This is a genomic window from Aequorivita sp. CIP111184, assembly GCF_900489465.1.
GTDB lineage: Bacteria > Bacteroidota > Bacteroidia > Flavobacteriales > Flavobacteriaceae > Aequorivita.
The window spans coordinates 489,721-506,288 of the sequence record NZ_UEFQ01000013.1 but is presented as its reverse complement, the minus strand read 5'-3'; the positions used below and the strand labels follow the sequence as shown (position 1 = coordinate 506,288).

General features: G+C 35.3%; 16 protein-coding genes. 1 reads left to right on the top strand and 15 read right to left on the bottom strand.

Annotation, left to right across the window (positions count from 1 at the left end; genetic code table 11):
- Window positions 1–16 precede the first annotated feature (16 nt).
- From AEQU1_RS02435 to AEQU1_RS02370, 14 genes are all read right to left on the bottom strand, one after another.
- On the bottom strand, window positions 17–1,330 hold the full coding sequence (locus tag AEQU1_RS02435) for an MOP flippase family protein (RefSeq protein ID WP_111878499.1): 1,314 nt from the start codon (window positions 1,328–1,330) through the stop codon (window positions 17–19).
- Window positions 1,320–2,138, bottom strand: a complete 819-nt coding sequence (locus AEQU1_RS02430; protein ID WP_181566687.1) for a TDP-N-acetylfucosamine:lipid II N-acetylfucosaminyltransferase — start codon at window positions 2,136–2,138, stop codon at window positions 1,320–1,322. The genes AEQU1_RS02435 and AEQU1_RS02430 overlap by 11 nt, the downstream gene beginning before the upstream one ends.
- Before the next feature lie 383 nt (window positions 2,139–2,521).
- The gene (rffA, locus tag AEQU1_RS02425; RefSeq protein ID WP_111878495.1) at window positions 2,522–3,652 is read right to left on the bottom strand and encodes a dTDP-4-amino-4,6-dideoxygalactose transaminase; all 1,131 of its coding nucleotides are present in this window, start codon (window positions 3,650–3,652) and stop codon (window positions 2,522–2,524) included.
- Window positions 3,649–4,344: a GNAT family N-acetyltransferase gene (locus AEQU1_RS02420; RefSeq protein ID WP_111878494.1), complete on the bottom strand. Its 696-nt coding sequence runs from the start codon at window positions 4,342–4,344 to the stop codon at window positions 3,649–3,651. Before AEQU1_RS02420 ends, rffA begins: the two co-directional genes overlap by 4 nt.
- An 88-nt stretch (window positions 4,345–4,432) precedes the next feature.
- Entirely contained in the window at window positions 4,433–5,650 is a 1,218-nt protein-coding gene (gene wecC / locus AEQU1_RS02415) for a UDP-N-acetyl-D-mannosamine dehydrogenase (RefSeq protein ID WP_220092303.1), read from the bottom strand.
- A gap of 2 nt (window positions 5,651–5,652) precedes the next feature.
- Window positions 5,653–6,777: a non-hydrolyzing UDP-N-acetylglucosamine 2-epimerase gene (gene wecB, locus AEQU1_RS02410; RefSeq protein ID WP_111878492.1), complete on the bottom strand. Its 1,125-nt coding sequence runs from the start codon at window positions 6,775–6,777 to the stop codon at window positions 5,653–5,655.
- A 52-nt stretch (window positions 6,778–6,829) separates the two neighbouring features.
- Window positions 6,830–7,792, bottom strand: coding sequence for a hypothetical protein (locus tag AEQU1_RS02405; RefSeq protein ID WP_111878491.1), 963 nt, complete (start codon window positions 7,790–7,792; stop codon window positions 6,830–6,832).
- 12 nt (window positions 7,793–7,804) lie between these two features.
- Window positions 7,805–8,668, bottom strand: a complete 864-nt coding sequence (rfbD, locus tag AEQU1_RS02400) for a dTDP-4-dehydrorhamnose reductase (RefSeq protein WP_111878489.1) — start codon at window positions 8,666–8,668, stop codon at window positions 7,805–7,807.
- On the bottom strand, window positions 8,665–9,210 hold the full coding sequence (gene rfbC / locus AEQU1_RS02395) for a dTDP-4-dehydrorhamnose 3,5-epimerase (RefSeq protein WP_111878487.1): 546 nt from the start codon (window positions 9,208–9,210) through the stop codon (window positions 8,665–8,667). Before rfbC ends, rfbD begins: the two co-directional genes overlap by 4 nt.
- Before the next feature lie 2 nt (window positions 9,211–9,212).
- Window positions 9,213–10,070 carry a glucose-1-phosphate thymidylyltransferase RfbA gene (gene rfbA, locus AEQU1_RS02390; RefSeq protein ID WP_111878486.1) on the bottom strand — a complete coding sequence of 286 codons (858 nt, stop codon included), beginning with the start codon at window positions 10,068–10,070 and terminating at the stop codon, window positions 9,213–9,215.
- 13 nt (window positions 10,071–10,083) lie between these two features.
- On the bottom strand, window positions 10,084–11,091 hold the full coding sequence (gene rfbB / locus AEQU1_RS02385) for a dTDP-glucose 4,6-dehydratase (RefSeq protein ID WP_111878484.1): 1,008 nt from the start codon (window positions 11,089–11,091) through the stop codon (window positions 10,084–10,086).
- A 5-nt stretch (window positions 11,092–11,096) separates the two neighbouring features.
- Window positions 11,097–12,797 (bottom strand): DUF6909 family protein, encoded by a 1,701-nt coding sequence (locus tag AEQU1_RS02380; protein WP_111878482.1) that lies wholly within the window; start codon window positions 12,795–12,797, stop codon window positions 11,097–11,099.
- Between the two features lie 17 nt (window positions 12,798–12,814).
- A complete protein-coding gene (locus AEQU1_RS02375; protein WP_111878481.1) occupies window positions 12,815–14,317 on the bottom strand; it encodes a GH3 auxin-responsive promoter family protein in 1,503 nt (500 codons plus the stop codon).
- A gap of 8 nt (window positions 14,318–14,325) precedes the next feature.
- Complete coding sequence (locus AEQU1_RS02370) at window positions 14,326–15,189, bottom strand: M23 family metallopeptidase (RefSeq protein WP_111878479.1); 864 nt, start codon at window positions 15,187–15,189, stop codon at window positions 14,326–14,328.
- A gap of 119 nt (window positions 15,190–15,308) precedes the next feature.
- Between AEQU1_RS02370 and tatA the strand changes: the two genes are divergently transcribed.
- Window positions 15,309–15,500 carry a twin-arginine translocase TatA/TatE family subunit gene (gene tatA / locus AEQU1_RS02365; RefSeq protein WP_111878477.1) on the top strand — a complete coding sequence of 64 codons (192 nt, stop codon included), beginning with the start codon at window positions 15,309–15,311 and terminating at the stop codon, window positions 15,498–15,500.
- 81 nt (window positions 15,501–15,581) lie between these two features.
- Here tatA and AEQU1_RS02360 read toward each other — a convergent pair whose 3' ends face one another.
- Window positions 15,582–16,559 carry a DUF4837 family protein gene (locus AEQU1_RS02360; RefSeq protein ID WP_111878476.1) on the bottom strand — a complete coding sequence of 326 codons (978 nt, stop codon included), beginning with the start codon at window positions 16,557–16,559 and terminating at the stop codon, window positions 15,582–15,584.
- Window positions 16,560–16,568: the final 9 nt, after the last annotated feature.

Here is a 16,568-nt window from a genome sequence, read left to right as displayed (position 1 = left end):
TATTCCATTCAAAAGCTTAATCTGTACTTTTATTTCTTTTTAGAAGTGCCTTTATTTCAGCATATTTAAACTTTGGGATTATAGCAACTAGATATTCTTTAAGCGAGGCACCCGTTAATCTATAAACCAAAAAACGCCAGCTGGGCACTAGCAGTATTGCCATTGCAACTGTAATTGCTATTGCTACAGCTTCTATTGAAAACTGTGCCCCAAGAATTATAGCAATTGGTAAAAAGATTAGGGTAAAAATATTCCAGAAAAATTCTAAATCTGTTCTTCCGGTAGCAATAACCAAACTACCCACAGGGTTTCCGATGGCTCTAAATATCATATAAACACTAAGTATCCTTACAACGGGTACAATGTTGAGGTATTGCTCGCCGTATAAGATGGTTACTATTAGGGGCGCAAAAACAATAATACCCGTATATATTGGAACATTTATGCTGCTCACGGCGTTTAATAATTTCAAATAATTTGTTTTCAATAATTTTATGTCACTTTGCATTTTGGCCAAGATTGGGGTCGCCACTCGGGTAAAAATAGGATTCAATATCTGTGCAGGTCTAAATACAAGTTGTTTGGCAAGGCTGTAGCCACCCAATAAATCTGCCCCAAAAAACTTACCAATAATTAAAATATCCAAATCTCTATTAAAGTAGTTCACTACTTGACTTCCCACCTGATAAATCCCTATTTTCAAAAAAGGTTTGGTTTCAGCGTAGTTATAATGGAATAGTAATGCCTGCTTTCTAACGCCAATAATAAAAAATAAAACATTGCTCAAAAAATATTGTACTAATGCTGAATAGACCAAGGCATAAACTCCGAAATTTTCTATGGCCAACAGGATTGCCAAAATCAACGATATAACAGCCGCAATAATTTCTACTAGGGCAATGGTCTTAAATTCAATTTCCTTTTGAAGAATGGTCTTGTATTGTCTTCCTATAGCTGAAAATATTATCCCTACTCCCATAACGGAAACAAGTTGCGCTAACTGAGGCTCATTATAGAAGTCGGCTAAAACAGGACCCAAAGACACAATGAGGGCAAAGAGAATTAAGCTAAAAAAAACATTGAGCCAATACAAACTTGCATATTCTTTTTCTTTTATATTTTGTTTGTGAAGAATTGCAGAGGTTATCCCCATATCCATAAACAAATCCATAAACCCGAGAATAAAAGAAACCAATGCTATCAGCCCAAAGTCTGATTTATCTAAAAAACGCGTTAGAACGGAAATTTTTAGCAACATACAAATAGCAATTGTCGCGGTTGCTACCGTGGTCCATTTTACGCCATTTATTGCCTGTTTGCTAATACTCATGAACTAAAGCCGTCAATTGATTTTTAAGATCTGTCTTTAAAGTTTCAAAACTTATTTCGTCTGTTAAAATTTGTCTATTGTGGGCAACTTTATCTGCTTCCAATTTTTTTAAAGCTTGGGTATTCTCTAGCTTTAAATCTTTTTCTATAGAATAAACATGAACCTGTTTTCTTTTCAAATAATGATAAAAGGTATTTTTCTCATCTAAATACACTTTCGCTCCCATCCACAACATGGCCAAAATATTCCCGATGGCCTGTTGTCTATAATGATTCATAACCACTATGCCACATTTCGTAATAAATTTATTATACTCCTGTAATGGCAAAAAGGTGGTAATAGCCTGAAAATTTTCACCAAAAAGATTTTTTCCCTCTTCCACTATGATATTTGCATACTCCATATCACCATAATTGAGTGGGGCAATGACTTTTCTATCTTTCAGCGGCATCTTTTTTAAGATATCAAACGCTTCTAAATGATTATTTGTTCGAGAAGCAGAATTGCCTACCAGAATATTTTCGTGTGTGACTATATTTTTTTCAATGCCTTTAAAAATAAATTCAATGGGATAATAAGACATCTTTATGTGCACTACATCCTTAGATAATAAATGTTTTGATTGCAACAAAGCCACTTCTTCTTCGTGAATTACTCCAAAATACTTTATTTGGCGCGCAGCTTTTAAAACAGATTTTTCGGGAGTTAAAGATGAATTTTTTAGCTGATAATAGAAGGGTCTAATCGCTGCCTTTACTTTATTCTTAATACTTTCAGGGCTTTGCGTTCTGCTCGTTCTCTTTCCCAAAGTGTTATTAAAATTGGCGCGGGGATTGTCATAAAGTTCACCGCCCCAAAAAAACCAGATAAATTTATTTGGATTTTTCGCCTTCAAAAAAACCATACTTTGGAAATACATAAGTCCGTGAAATATTATTAAATCGAACTTACTTATTTGGTCTAAGCAAAATTTAAGGCCTTTCGAATTTTCAGAAATTATTTGAAGATTATTTTCAATAGAAACATATTTTGGTTCTTTAACTCCTTTGGCTAAAAAAACCACAAACTCATTACTTCCAGGAAATACATTTTCGAACTGCCAGTAAATACTATTTATAAACTTTTCATCTGAAGTTATATGAAGTATTCTCAATGGATATAAATTTATGAAGTGCTACGGCAAAGTTGGGACTATTTTTTATAAAAATCTGCAATGCATTGTACAATATATTCCACGTGAGAAGTTTCAAGTTCAAAGAACAACGGAAGACGTATTAAATTCTCAGAATATCTATCAGCATTTTTTAGTGGTTCTGTTTTACCGTATAAGCCTTCATAATATGAGCTTTTATGCAACGAGAGATAATGAAAAACCGCGTGCACACCCTTTTCTTTTAAAAAAGAAATTAGTTTATCCCGATGTTCCGGATTTTCTGTGACCACATAAAACATGTGGGCGTTATTTGTTGCATAATCAGGAATACTGGGAAGTTTAATTTGTCCGGTTTCTTGAAGATTTTGAAGACCTTTGTAATAAGTATTCCACAAAATCTTCCTTTTGGTTTGTATTTTATCAAGATTTTCCAGCTGAGCATATAAAAATGCTGCTATAATATCTGATGGTAAAAAGGAAGATCCTGTATCTACCCATCCATATTTATCTACTTCTCCTTTAAAGAAAGCAGAGCGATTGGTTCCTTTTTCCCAAATAATCTCGGACCTATCTAAAAAATCCTTGTAATTAATGGAAAGCAATCCTCCTTCGCCTGAAATAATATTTTTGGTCTCGTGAAAGGAGAAAGCGCCCAAATGTCCAATTCCTCCTAAGGGTTTCTGTTTATAATATGAGTCTATTCCTTGAGCGGCATCTTCTATTACATATAAATTGTTACGTAATGCCACATCCATTACAACATCCATATCGCAAGCAACTCCTGCATAATGAACCACTACAATTGCTTTAGTTTTATTGGTAATGGCAGCTTCAATTTTCTGTTCATCCATGCCCGGATGGTCATCTCTGCTGTCTACAAAAACTATTTTGGCTCCCTCCCGCACAAATGCAAGAGCAGAGGTAACGAAGGTATATGAGGGTACAATTATTTCGTCTCCCGGTTTTATATTAATTAACAGGGCTGCCATTTCTAGCGCATCTGTACAAGAGGTAGTCAACAGTGTTTTTTTAAAGCTGAATTTTTCTTCAAAAAAAGTTTGACATTTTTTAGTAAAAATGCCATTTCCAGAAATTTTGCCTGAGGTTACTGCTTCCGAAATATATTGAAGTTCGTTTCCTGAAAGGAAGGGTTTGTTAAAAGGTATCATAGATTCCAGTAATGATAAATATTTGTAATTGATTTTATCTCAAAATCACATTTTTTGTAAAGTCCGACGGCAGCTTGATTTTCCATTTGTGTTACTACCTCAATACTATTAAATCCTTTCGCGGCCGCTATATTTATTGCTTCTTCGATTAGTTGAGAACCAATTCCTTTTCCCCGAGCTTTATTGCTTACTGCTACTAAGCCAATATTTGCGGTATTATCCTCCTTTGTGTTTAAAGATGCAAAACCTAGAATATCGTTGCTCTCTATATAGACAATTATTTCAAAAGCTTCTTTTTTGATGACCAGATTCTCAATCCATTGCAGATACATTCTTTGAAATTCATCATTTCTAAAATTTTCGTCTCTGCTGAATCTAGAATATAGCCCACTTTTTAAGGAAAGTTGTTTTAACTGTTCGTAACCGTCTATACTAAAATTAAAAGAAGTTAAGTTTTTATTGGAAGCTCTCTTTTTCCATTGATTAAGATTGTATTTAAATACCACCTTTTCATCCATCAATCTTAATGGAGCATCATCCAATTTATCCTGAGAAAAAATGTAGACCAATTTAAAGCTTTCACTCTCTTTCAGAAATTCTTGCAAGCTAAAGGAAGAACCTTTCGATAGCATCAATTTGCCTACATTGTAACCAAAAAATTCACTATCCCAATTTACCTTTTCTATAGGCATGCTATTTTAAAATTATAGGTTCATCTAAAAAGGCTCTATGATTTTATAGTGGTAGTATGTTCACTACATCTTTCACAGATTCAATAATTTATTTGATTGTATTAAGCACACCACAAAAATCAAAAACTTTTATTTCAGCGTTCAGCTTTAAGCCTTTAAACTCTTTGTGAGCTACCAAATAGGTAATGATATCGGCTTTTTCATTTGCTTTATTCATTTCTGTTAGCTGGTATTTGGTGTGTGTATTCAAATTTGGCTCCACAAATAATACTTTAAAACCATCTGTTTGTAACTGTTCAGCTACGTGAAGTGCGGGAGATTCTCTTAAATCATCAATGTTTGGTTTAAATGCAAGACCCATACAAGCTATAATAGCATCTCTACCATTATCAATTTTAAACTGAAGTGCGGCATTTTTTACTTTTTCAATGGCCCACTCAGTTTTATAGTTATTTATTTCGCGCGCAGAACGTATTATTTTTGATTCCTCAGGAAATTCAGAAACTATAAACCACGGATCTACAGCGATACAATGGCCGCCAACGCCAGTTCCTGGCTGCAATATGTTTACTCGAGGATGTTTGTTTGCCAAACGAATCAATTCCCACACATTGATATTAGCTTTATCGCAGATCATTGAAAGCTCATTTGCAAATGCTATCTGAACATCGCGTGAGGAGTTTTCAACCAATTTGCACATTTCAGCAGTTTGAGAATTGGTTTTATGCAATTCACCTTTAACGAAATGCTTGTAAAACCAAATGGCTTTTTCGGTGGATGCTTCATCAATTCCGCCTATTGCACGATCATTTTGTTCTAGTTCATAAATAACGTTTCCTGGTAATACCCGTTCTGGACAATATGCAATAAAGATTTCGCCTTTTAAGTCAGGTCGTGCCTCAAAAATTATTTTTTGAATACTATGGGTTGTTCCGACTGGACTTGTTGATTCTAAGATAACAAGTGCATTTTTTTGTAATGTTGGAATAATATTTTTTACCGCGCTTTCTACATAAGAGAGATCTGGCACGTGATTATCTTTAAAAGGGGTTGGTACCGCAATTAAATAGACATCTGCTTCTACGGGCTTTATGGAGGCGTTTAGATAGCCTTGCTTTACCACATGATGAACCAGTCCATCTAGATCTGGCTCAACAATGTGTATTTTGCCCTCATTTATAGTGTCTACAACATGTTGATTTATATCAATTCCTGTTACTTTTATTCCTTTACTGGCAATTAAAGCTGCTGTTGGTAAACCAATATAGCCTAGGCCCATCATTACCACAGTGGGTTTGTTCTTCATTTTTATAATCCTTCAATAAAATTTACAATTCGTTGGGTTGCTTTTCCGTCCCCATACGGGTTGTGAAGCATACTCATTCCTTCGTAATATTCTTTATTAATCAATAATTTTTCGGTTTCGTCAATAATTCTATTTGAATCTGTCCCTACTAAAATTACAGTGCCTTCTTCAACAGCTTCTGGACGCTCGGTGGTGGTTCTTGTTACCAAAACAGGTTTCCCCAAGCTTGGTGCTTCTTCCTGAATTCCGCCACTATCTGTAATGATTAAATAGGATTTCTCCATTAGCCAAATAAACGCAGGGTATGCCAATGGGGCTATTAAATGTATATTTTCAATCCCGCCAAGAAGTTCGTTCACTGGTCCTTTTACATTCGGATTTAAATGAACTGGATAAATTATCTCAACATCTGGATTGTTTTGTGCAATTGTTTTTAAAGCTGTACAAATGTTTATTAGCCCATCTCCATGATTTTCTCGTCTATGTCCAGTAACAAGTATAATTTTTTTCTGAAAATTCAAAATAGTTTTTAAACTCTCAATTTCTTCATCAATAAAGTTTTCAGCATTTACTTTTTCAATTCCATAAAGAAGTGCATCTATTACAGTATTGCCGGTAACTAGGATGTTGTCTTCTTTAGTGTTTTCCACTAAAAGATTTCTCTTAGAAAGCTCAGTAGGCGAAAAATGAAAATCAGCAATTTTTCCAGTAAGCTGACGGTTGAATTCTTCAGGGAAAGGATATTGTCTGTCAAAAGTTCTTAAGCCTGCCTCTACGTGACATATTTTAGCGCCACTATAAAAAGCAGCAATACCTACCGCCATAGATGTTGTTGTATCTCCGTGAACGTATACATAATCTGGTTTAACCTCATCAAGGACGGGTTTCATATTCTCAATTATGGAGGCTGTTAGAGAGTAAAGATTTTGATTTGGTTTCATCAAATTCAAATCAAAATCTGGTGTTATTTCAAAGAAATCCAATACTTGATCAAGCATTTCACGGTGCTGTGCAGTAACACATACTTTAGTATCAAAATTTTTATTCTCTATAAATTTCTGAACCAAAGGAGCCATTTTTATAGCTTCTGGCCTTGTTCCAAAAACAATTAAGTTCTTCTTTTTCATGAAATTCTTCTTTGAAAAAAGGATTTTTACAATAAATAAATTAGTAGCGTCTTTACTCTAAAGACGAATATTTTTTTAGACTCTTAAAAAGATATATAATAAAAAATACGAGTGAAAACAAAAACACTAAAAGTAATGGATACTTAATTTTGTTTGGTATCTGTATTATTTTTGAGGATTCCAAGTTATAATCAGCACTTACAATTTTGATAGGCACGCTAAAGTCTATAGCTTCCATTTTAAGTTCTAAAATTTCTTTTATCAATTGTCTTTTCCTGTCAATAAGATTAAACAAATCGGTTCCGTTATTGATAGAAACATTAGTCGCTGTATTATTTAAATTAGAATTTGCTTTCATAACGGAGTCTATCTGTGATATCATCAAATAATGCTCTTGAATGTCTAGCTCGTTATTCTCTTTGTAAACTTTTTGATAATCCTTGAAATGATTGTTTTCGTTAAGGAAAGCAAGAAGGTCAGTAACAATATTTTCGGAAGAATTGCCTCCTTTTATTGAAATAATCATGCGATGATACTTGTAATACTTGCTTGTGGAAAGGTCTTCGGCATATTTTGAAAAATCTTGATTTTCAGCTATAAGCCTTAACACATCATAATTTCTATAAGATTTAGATATAAAATTATAAATGTCAACGATTGCTTCTAATTCAATATTTTGAAGCTTTCCAAAATCTTTACCAAAGATATTCTTGAGATAAAGAGTGTCACCTTGAGCAATTTTGAGATTAATTGCTTCCACTCTTCCATACATATAATCAACACTTTCAAAATTTGGAATTACAATGACTTCGGTTTTATAGGTTTCCTCAGTATTGTAATCTTTGTAATATCCATAAGCGAACCCGATGAGTACTAAAATGATTAGGATAACAAAGTATTTTCTTAGGAAGTCTAAAGCTTGAAACAAGGCTTTTGCCAAGTGTTTAAAAAAATTGTTAGATTTTCGGAACAAATACCCCAAATCAACCTCTTCTGATGAATTTTGCTGTGCCATAAACAACTATTATTATAAATTATTGACTGTCTTTATTAATACAGATTTTAAGCTTTCCAGCCAGTCTATATGCTTTAATTTTAACGTATTCTGTGCCTTTGTGTTATCTAGAACACTATACTTTGGTCTTGCGGCAAAAGTACGGTAATGGTTGGTTTTTGCAAGATTTGTATCTTTTAATTTTTCCGTTAGCTGGAGTATCGCTTCTGCAAAGCCAAACCAAGTAGTCTCCCCATAGTTACTATAGTGATAAACGCCATAATCTATTGAATTTTGTGAAATTGTCTGTAATAGCGCATTTGCCAAATCATTTGCATTTGTAGGAGTTCCAATTTGTTCGGTGGTAATAGTAAGCGGCTTTCCTTCTCTAGCGTACCTCAAGATTGTTTTCAAAAAATTATGACCGTATTGCGAATAGAGCCAAGAAGTGCGGAAAATAAAAAATTTATCGCAAATTTCTTGAATATAATCTTCTCCTTTGAGTTTTGAAGCACCGTAAACATTGAGGGGGTTTGTTGCATCGGATTCCAAGTAAGGAGATTCTTTTTTTCCGTCAAAAACGTAGTCAGTGGAAATATGAAGCAGAACAACGTGATTTTCCTTACAGGTTTCAGCTAAATTTTTCACTGCTTGGGCGTTGATTGTAAATGCTTTTTCAGACTCACTTTCCGCATTTTCAACGTTAGTGTAAGCAGCTGTATTTATGCAAAAATTAAAAGTGTTTTTTTTTAAGAAATCTGCAAGCAACGCCGAATTTTCAATATCCAACTCTTCTTTTGAAAGGAAGATAAATTCAAGGTCGAGGAAATCGGGTGCAGCATCTTTTATGCATCTTCCCAGTTGTCCGTTAGCGCCTGTAACCAATATTTTTTTCATGAAATCGCTTCCTCAAAAGTGGGAAGTTCCAAATCTTTTGCTGAAATAATGAATTCTTCCTTTGGAAGATGCCAATCTAATGCTAAGGTTGCGTCATTATAGATGATTCCGCTTTCTGAAGTTTTATCGTAATAATTATCACACTTATAAGAAAATATAGATTGTTCAGAAAGTGTAATAAAGCCATGCGCAAAACCTCTAGGCACAAAAAGTTGAAGATGTTCTTTATCGTTCAAAATAAGGGAGAAAGATTCTCGAAAAGTTTCGGAATCTTTCCGAAGATCAACCACTATATCTAAAACCTCGCCTTTCACAACCCGAACAAGCTTGGCCTGTGCCATTTCTCCATTTTGAAAATGAAGCCCGCGCAGTACACCCTTTGATGAAACAGATTGGTTGTCTTGGACAAAATTAAATTTTAATCCCGTGATTTTTTCAAATGAGGCTTGATTGTAGGTTTCATAAAATAAACCCCGTTCATCCCTAAAAACATCCGGTTTGAGTATAAAACAATCTTTTAAAGGAGTTTTTTGTAGTTCCAAATTTAATCGAGTTGAAGTAAATGTTTTCCATATCCGCTTTTCAATAAAGGTTCTGCCAAGGCGATTAACTGTTCCTTTGAAATATAGCCCATTTCATAAGCAGCTTCTTCAATGGCACCAATTTTTAAGCCTTGTCGTTCTTCAATAACCTCAACAAATTGTGCTGCTTGCATTAAGGAAGCAAAGGTGCCCGTGTCCAGCCACGCTGTGCCTTTATCAAGAATACTAACATTTAATTTACCTTTTTTTAAGTACACGTTGTTCACATCGGTTATTTCGAGTTCGCCTCGAGCGCTGGGTTTTATGTTCGCGGCAATTTCCACGACGCTATTATCATAAAAATAGATTCCGGGAACTGCATAATTTGATTTGGGGTTTTTTGGCTTTTCTTCAATGGAAAGTGCTTTTCCATCTTTATCAAAGTCCACAACGCCATATCTTTCAGGATCTAACACATGGTATGCATAAATTACTCCGCCATCAGGATTATTATTTGATTGCAAAAGTTCCTTCAAACCAGAACCGTAAAAAATGTTGTCGCCAAGAATTAAGGCAACTTTATCATTGCCAATAAACTCCTTGCCAATAATAAAAGCCTCTGCCAGTCCATTTGGGTTTGCTTGTTCTGCATATTCAAAGTTGCAGCCCAGTTTTTTTCCATCGCCCAAAAGTTGTTTAAAAAGAGGGAGATCCTGCGGAGTGGAAATAATTAAAATATCCCGAATACCAGCATACATAAGTGTTGATAACGGATAATATATCATCGGTTTGTCATAGACAGGCATAAGTTGTTTGCTGACTGCCAAAGTGATGGGGTGCAAACGTGTGCCTGAACCTCCTGCTAAAATTATTCCTTTCATATGTGGCTTAAAATTATAATCTATCTCTATTATCCAAATACCAAGCTATCGTTTTCTTGATACCAGTTTCAAAATTCTCCTTCGCTTTCCAACCTAACTCGTTTTCAATTTTTGAAGCGTCAATAGCGTATCTAAAATCATGGCCAGGACGGTCTTTTACGAATGTTATTTGTTCTTTATAGGAAGCATCCCTAGGAAGCATTTCATCCAACAATTCACAAATAACATTGGCAATATAAAGGTTTTCACGTTCATTGCGACCGCCAATGTTGTAAGTTTCACCCAGTTTTCCTTTTTCTAAAGCTAAATAAATGCCGCTGCAATGATCCATTACATAGAGCCAATCGCGTACATTTTTTCCGTCGCCGTAGATTGGGATTGGTTGTCCTGAAATAGCTTTGCGAATAATGGTTGGAATCAATTTTTCCTTATGCTGATTTGGCCCGTAATTATTTGAACAATTTGTAGTTACAACAGGCATTCCGTAAGTATGGAAATAACTGCGAACAATGAAATCTGAAGATGCTTTTGAAGCACTATATGGGCTATTGGGCGCATAAGATGTTTCTTCTGTAAAAAGCCCAGTTTCGCCCAATGTTCCATAAACCTCATCGGTAGAAATATGCAAGAAACGGGCGTTTTTGAATTCATCTTTTAAATCATTCGGGCCATTCATCCAAGTTTTATAGGCACTTTGAAGCAAGTTAAACGTACCAACAATATTTGTTTGAATAAATTCTGAAGGGCCTGAAATGGAATTGTCCACGTGACTCTCCGCAGCAAAATGAACTACTTTCTGGAATTGATGTTCTGTGAATAGTTTTTGAACCATATCCAAATCACAAATATCTCCTTTTATGAAGGTGATTTTGTCTGAAACATTTTCCAAATTCTTCAAATTCCCGGCATAGGTAAGCTTATCGAGCACGAATATTTCGTCTGCCGAATTATTTAGTACATATTCCACATAATTGGAACCTATAAAACCTGCGCCTCCGGTAATCAGTACTTTATCATTCATTAAAATTAATTTTTAGAAGTGTCTAAAATCTGTTTTAACATCTTTTCAGTAATTAAATAGGTGGGTTTTACGCCAGTTGTGCCCAATCCGCCGGAAGCTAAAGTACTTCCAGTTTCCAATGGATTGTCAGAAGCATAATACGCATATCTAACCTTCACTTTCGGACTGATACTATGCCGAATTTTAGAAGCAGACTGTATCGCTTTTTGATAATGTGCGCCTTCCATTTCCAGCCCAATTACATTCCAAGAGGAATTATAGAAGAACTTGAGTACATCACGATTTTGAAGCGAAGTTCCCAGAACTGAAATCATAGTTCCAGTACAAACTTTTACATCATCATCTTTAAAAAGTGATTTCTCTAGTTTATTTTTAAAGGGGTAATTATCTCCCGTACCTTCAAAAACATGGGCTGATGGTATCATAATGTCTCCTTTTCCACCTTCCAAGATTCCTGCTTTTCCCATTATGGATACTGAAGCAACATTTAAAAAATGTCTTTCTTTATTCGCATCCACAAAAGGTTTTAAAAGCTCGTCCATTGTTTCATAGGCCTGTTCCCCAAAAGCATAGTCCATGACAACAATTACAGGCACTTTTGAGTTTTCAACGTCCTTTAATCCTTCACTATAAGTACTTTCCTTTATCTTAGAGGTGTCTATTATCTGAACGTCAATATTGGTTCCGCTTTGGTCTTCAATAAAAATCATTCCTTCTGCCAATGCAGTTTTGGTTACTTTTTCGCGTAATTTTAAGTTGGCCGAAATACTTAAGGCTTCAAAAACTTCCATGGATTTCTTCTTTGAAAATTCAGAAGCCAAAGCTTTTGGTGCATATAAACTGTTCATTACACTGTGCATATTGGCGCTGATAATATGTAACGGACGTTCCAGCAAGCCTTTTTGTTGTAGTGTCTGCTTTATTTGATAAGCCCACTGTTCGCCATGAATATGGTGACCTAAACTTTCACGTAGCACAGGACTGAAAGTGATAATCCGTTTATTATCCTCAATAATTTCTTCTATTGCTATTTTGCCTAGAAAATAAATAATGTTTAAAAATCTATTTTCGTTTTGTTCTGTTGCAAAAAAAGGATAAACACTTTTAACCTCATCAAAGGTTCTACCCAGAAAATTAGCAGTGTGCGTGAGTGCAACTTCTTTTTCTTCTTGTGAAAGTTTTCCGTTTTTCAATACCGCTTGTTCCAGCTTTTTCCAATCGCGGATCACCTCGCCATTTTCATTAATAAGCACCTGCTTCATAATCTTGTGCGATTCAATGAAAAGAAAGGTCAAGTGTGTTAAAATATCATAGATTTCCGAACGTCCGCGGGTTATCTCGATATTCATCTGCTCAGCATCTATACGGTAGCAGTTTCTGCGGCGTTTCAGTGGAATTATAGGCTCAAAATGTGAATTTTTGTACCCTTCATCGCTGGTTAAATTTATGAATCTACATTCCTCAATTCCGTAAGGCAAACGGTCCATTACGTATAACAAACCTTGTAATTCAATTTTATCTTCCTTTATAGAGCCATAAATTTCAGGGCGAAGGGTTAATAATGATTCACGAAGCGTTTCCCCAGAGATACCCATAGGTTTGTAAAACCCACGGTTAAAAAGGTGGCGCATTGTGATGTAAAGTCGCTCAATGGCTTGGGTGCTTTCTTGCGCACGTGTTCTTGTATGTGTTTTCAATTTGTTCATTGGGTGCAAATATAACACTAATTTTGGGGCTGAATTTTTACAAGCGCGTCCGCTATTTTTCTATCGTTGGAAAGGCGTGGAACTTTATTTTGACCGCCCAGCTTGCCTTCAGATTTCATAAATTTTTGGAAGCTATCTTTTTTAAGTGAAACAATTTTTAAGGGTTGAAGCACTTTTCCTTCAATTAAATCGAGGTAATAAGAGTTCTGCTGCTGCATTTCTAAATCTAAAAATTCTACTACTTTTTGAAGGTTTTCAGGAGCATTATCAAACTCCACAAGCCATTCGTGATAGGGAAGATTTTCTTCGAAAGGCGTTATTTGCGGAGCAACGGTAAATTCAGTAATTGAAAAATTGAATTTTGAAATTGCTTTTTTCATCGCTTCCTCCACTTCTTTTCCAATTACGTGTTCTCCAAAGGCGGAAATAAAATGCTTTATTCTTCCCGAAACAATTACTCGATACGGTTTAGTTGAAGTAAACTGTACGGTATCACCCAAATTGTATGCCCAAAGTCCTGCGTTTGTTGAAATAATCATCACATAATTAACGCCTAATTTTACTTCTCCAATAGTGAGTCGTTTTGCATTTTCATCAAAAAAAGATGAAGCTTTAACAAATTCATAAAAAATTCCAGAATTCAAAAGTAATAACATTCCCTTTTCCTTTTGGCTGTCCTGAAAGGCGAAAAAGCCTTCACTGGCAGGAAAGAGCTCGATGCTGTCAACTTTTCTTCCTATTAAATTTTCAAATTTGGCGCGATAGGGTTCAAAATTTACTCCACCGTAAATGAATAGATTGAAGTTTTTGAAAAGATCGCCAACTTTTTTCCCAGTATTTTTTTGAAGTTTTTCAAAATACATCTGCACCCACGAAGGAATACCGCTAATTACGGTCATGTCTTGGTCTTTGGTTTCATCAACAACAGCATCAACTTTGGTTTCCCAGTCGTCAATACAATTTGTTTCCCAACTGGGCAAACGGTTTTTTTGAAGATAGGCGGGAACATAATGCGCCACGATTCCAGATAGTCTACCTATTTTAATGCCATTTTTTTCCTGCATTTCGGGGCTTCCCTGAAGAAAAATCATTTTACCATCCACAAAATCAGCTTTTCCAGTTTCGTTGATATAGCAAAGAATTGCATTTCGAGCTGCTTCAATATGGTGAGGCATAGATTCCTTAGTTAACGGAATGTATTTAGCACCTGAAGTTGTACCCGAAGTTTTGGCAAAATAGAGGGGTTTTCTGGGCCAAAGAATATTTTCTTCCCCAGAAACTACACGATCAACGTAGGGTTTCAACTCTTCGTAATCGCGAATTGGAACCTGTTTGGCAAATTCTTCAAAGGAATTAATATTATTGAAATTGTGGTCTTTTCCGAAGGCTGTATTTTTTGCATTAAAAATGAGCTTTTCGAAAACTATCTGCTGCGTTTCAATAGGTTTTTTAGACCATTTTTGAATTTGAATAATAACAATTTTGGCAAATATTTTTGCGCCGAAGGATTTTAAGGACATATGCTAAATCAATTAAAATCTATGAAACTTGTTGGATTGACCGGATAGCCATCACGCCACAACTCAAAATGCAAATGGGGACCAGTGGTTAGCTCGCCTGTATTGCCAACCGTGCCAATAACCTCGCCCGCTTTTACAATCTCGCCCTGTTCTTTGGTTAGCATTGCATTGTGCTTATAAACAGAAATTAAATTATTATCGTGTTTTAAAATAATAACATAACCAGTAGCCGCGGTCCATTCTGCAAAAATAACAGTACCATCTGCCATGGCCTTTACGGGTGAGTTTTTAGCAGTTACCACATCAACTGCATAGTGTTTAGTTTTTGAATCATAAGGTTCTGAAATTACTCCTTTTACAGGTGCAAAGAGTGCATATTGCTGAACTTGGGGTGCAATAAGGGGGTTATATCTGTCTTCTTTTGCAACCGCTTCGCGAAGAAGAGAATCTTTTCTGGAAGTCCGTATCAAAACAGAAGGATCGGTTTTAGCTACCTCAATGAGAGAATCTTTGTTGAAATTTACGGTTTTAACATCGCCTGTGAGCACTTTTCTAATTGAAGAGAGGTATTGTTCATTTACATCAAGGATCTTCTGTAGAGAGTCTGTTTCATATGCCAAGCGAGTAGCATTCTTTTTTAAAGTGGTGGATGAGTATCCAGGAATATATTCCCTAAGCGGGGTAAAAGCAATAATAAAGGTAGTTGCCAGAATAAGAAACAAGGCAAAAAGCGTACTAAAAACAAATACGTTCAATCTATTCAACTTAAAAGAAAACCGTTCTTCAAAGGTTTCTTCATTAAGTATTACCAGTCGGTATTTATGCAACAGCTTTCTTTTGAAGCGCTTGCTACCTTTTTCTTTCTTTGTCATACTATCCAATAGCTTTTTACAAATATAAAATAAACTATAGCCCCACACGCTAAAGTTACCCCCAAAACGTTGTATCTAAACATTTCTTGTTACCTTTGCTTAATTAAATTTTCAAAATTATGAGTGCATTGTTTATTCCTTTAGGTGTTGTTGGCCCTTGGCAGATTATATTGATTGTGGTTATTGTGCTATTATTGTTCGGCGGAAAGAAAATTCCAGAACTTATGCGCGGTTTGGGTAGTGGTCTTAAAGAATTCAAGGACGCTTCCAAAGACGATACAAACGAAAAAAAGATTGATGAGAATAAATAATTTCATTTTATATTCTTAACAAAAGACCCTTTCAATTTTAAAATTGAGAGGGTCTTTTGTTATATTGATATTTTTGGAAATCTATTTTATTTTAGCTGAATTTAAAATGGATTCTAACTCAAATTGAAGATCTCTTTTGGCTACTGCAGGGGCATATGTAAATCCTTCCAATATTAAGTAGCGGTTATTTTTCTCATCGAGAACGGCATAATTTACAAAGGGGCCTCCCATCCAGTCGCCTTTTACTTCCCACGTACCTTTAGTTTCGTAAGCAAACTTACCGTCAATTTTAGTTTTAAATAGGTAGGGGGCATAAGCGTCTTCAGTAATAAACTGACCATCATCTTCAACTGGTAGGAGTCTACTTCCAATGGAATCGCGAATTTTTATAATATCGCCGACAGCCGTGCTATCGTTTTCAATCATATTTAATGGCACTTGATATACTAGAATATTGGTAGTTCCGTCTTTTAAATCTTTTCGTAACCAGAAAAAACTATCTGTTGCTTTAGCAATTCTATATGCGCTTGGAATTTGTAAACTCACACCCATTACTTTTTTAAGAGAATCTCCTTTCATCAATGAAATAGAGGTTCTTCGCTGTCTTTCCTTTATTTCGGAGGCATGAAAAGCTTCAATAATCTTGGCTGAATTTTTATTGATAAGCTCCACCAATTTCTCTTCGGAAGTTGCTTTTATAACAGCTCCAGACTGAGGTCTGGCATATTCGTTTGTGGCTATGGTTGCTTTATCTTCATTGCTAAGAACAACGTAAAGGAAAAGACGGTTACTACGGGCAAAACCAGAAAAAGCATCTGGTGGCATTTGGTTCATAGAAAATATGGGCTCGTCTTGAGGAAGACCATCTGTGGGAGCGGCAAAATTATTTCGAATTGCTTCGCCCACTATGCCATTCCACAAATCGTTGGGTATAACAATTTGGAGGGCATTAATATTTCCTACAGAACTTGGAAGGAACGGTTTGTCCTTTTTACCGCCCTCGTTACAAGATGTTAAAGCAATAAAAATTGAAAAAAATACAATATAATAGGATCTCATTTAAAGGAT

Excerpts from the sequence above, each read along its gene's own strand:
- wecC (WP_220092303.1), bottom strand. The coding sequence starts at position 5,650 with ATGAAGAACAAACCCACTGTGGTAATGATGGGCCTAGGCTATATTGGT.
- AEQU1_RS02435 (WP_111878499.1), bottom strand. The coding sequence starts at position 1,330 with ATGAGTATTAGCAAACAGGCAATAAATGGCGTAAAATGGACCACGGTA.
- rffA (WP_111878495.1), bottom strand. The coding sequence starts at position 3,652 with ATGATACCTTTTAACAAACCCTTCCTTTCAGGAAACGAACTTCAATAT.
- rfbB (WP_111878484.1), bottom strand. The coding sequence starts at position 11,091 with ATGAATGATAAAGTACTGATTACCGGAGGCGCAGGTTTTATAGGTTCC.
- rfbD (WP_111878489.1), bottom strand. The coding sequence starts at position 8,668 with ATGAAAAAAATATTGGTTACAGGCGCTAACGGACAACTGGGAAGATGC.
- AEQU1_RS02370 (WP_111878479.1), bottom strand. The coding sequence starts at position 15,189 with ATGACAAAGAAAGAAAAAGGTAGCAAGCGCTTCAAAAGAAAGCTGTTG.
- AEQU1_RS02420 (WP_111878494.1), bottom strand. The coding sequence starts at position 4,344 with ATGCCTATAGAAAAGGTAAATTGGGATAGTGAATTTTTTGGTTACAAT.
- wecB (WP_111878492.1), bottom strand. The coding sequence starts at position 6,777 with ATGAAAAAGAAGAACTTAATTGTTTTTGGAACAAGGCCAGAAGCTATA.
- rfbA (WP_111878486.1), bottom strand. The coding sequence starts at position 10,070 with ATGAAAGGAATAATTTTAGCAGGAGGTTCAGGCACACGTTTGCACCCC.
- AEQU1_RS02375 (WP_111878481.1), bottom strand. The coding sequence starts at position 14,317 with ATGTCCTTAAAATCCTTCGGCGCAAAAATATTTGCCAAAATTGTTATT.
- AEQU1_RS02380 (WP_111878482.1), bottom strand. The coding sequence starts at position 12,797 with ATGAACAAATTGAAAACACATACAAGAACACGTGCGCAAGAAAGCACC.
- tatA (WP_111878477.1), top strand. The coding sequence starts at position 15,309 with ATGAGTGCATTGTTTATTCCTTTAGGTGTTGTTGGCCCTTGGCAGATT.
- AEQU1_RS02360 (WP_111878476.1), bottom strand. The coding sequence starts at position 16,559 with ATGAGATCCTATTATATTGTATTTTTTTCAATTTTTATTGCTTTAACA.
- AEQU1_RS02405 (WP_111878491.1), bottom strand. The coding sequence starts at position 7,792 with ATGGCACAGCAAAATTCATCAGAAGAGGTTGATTTGGGGTATTTGTTC.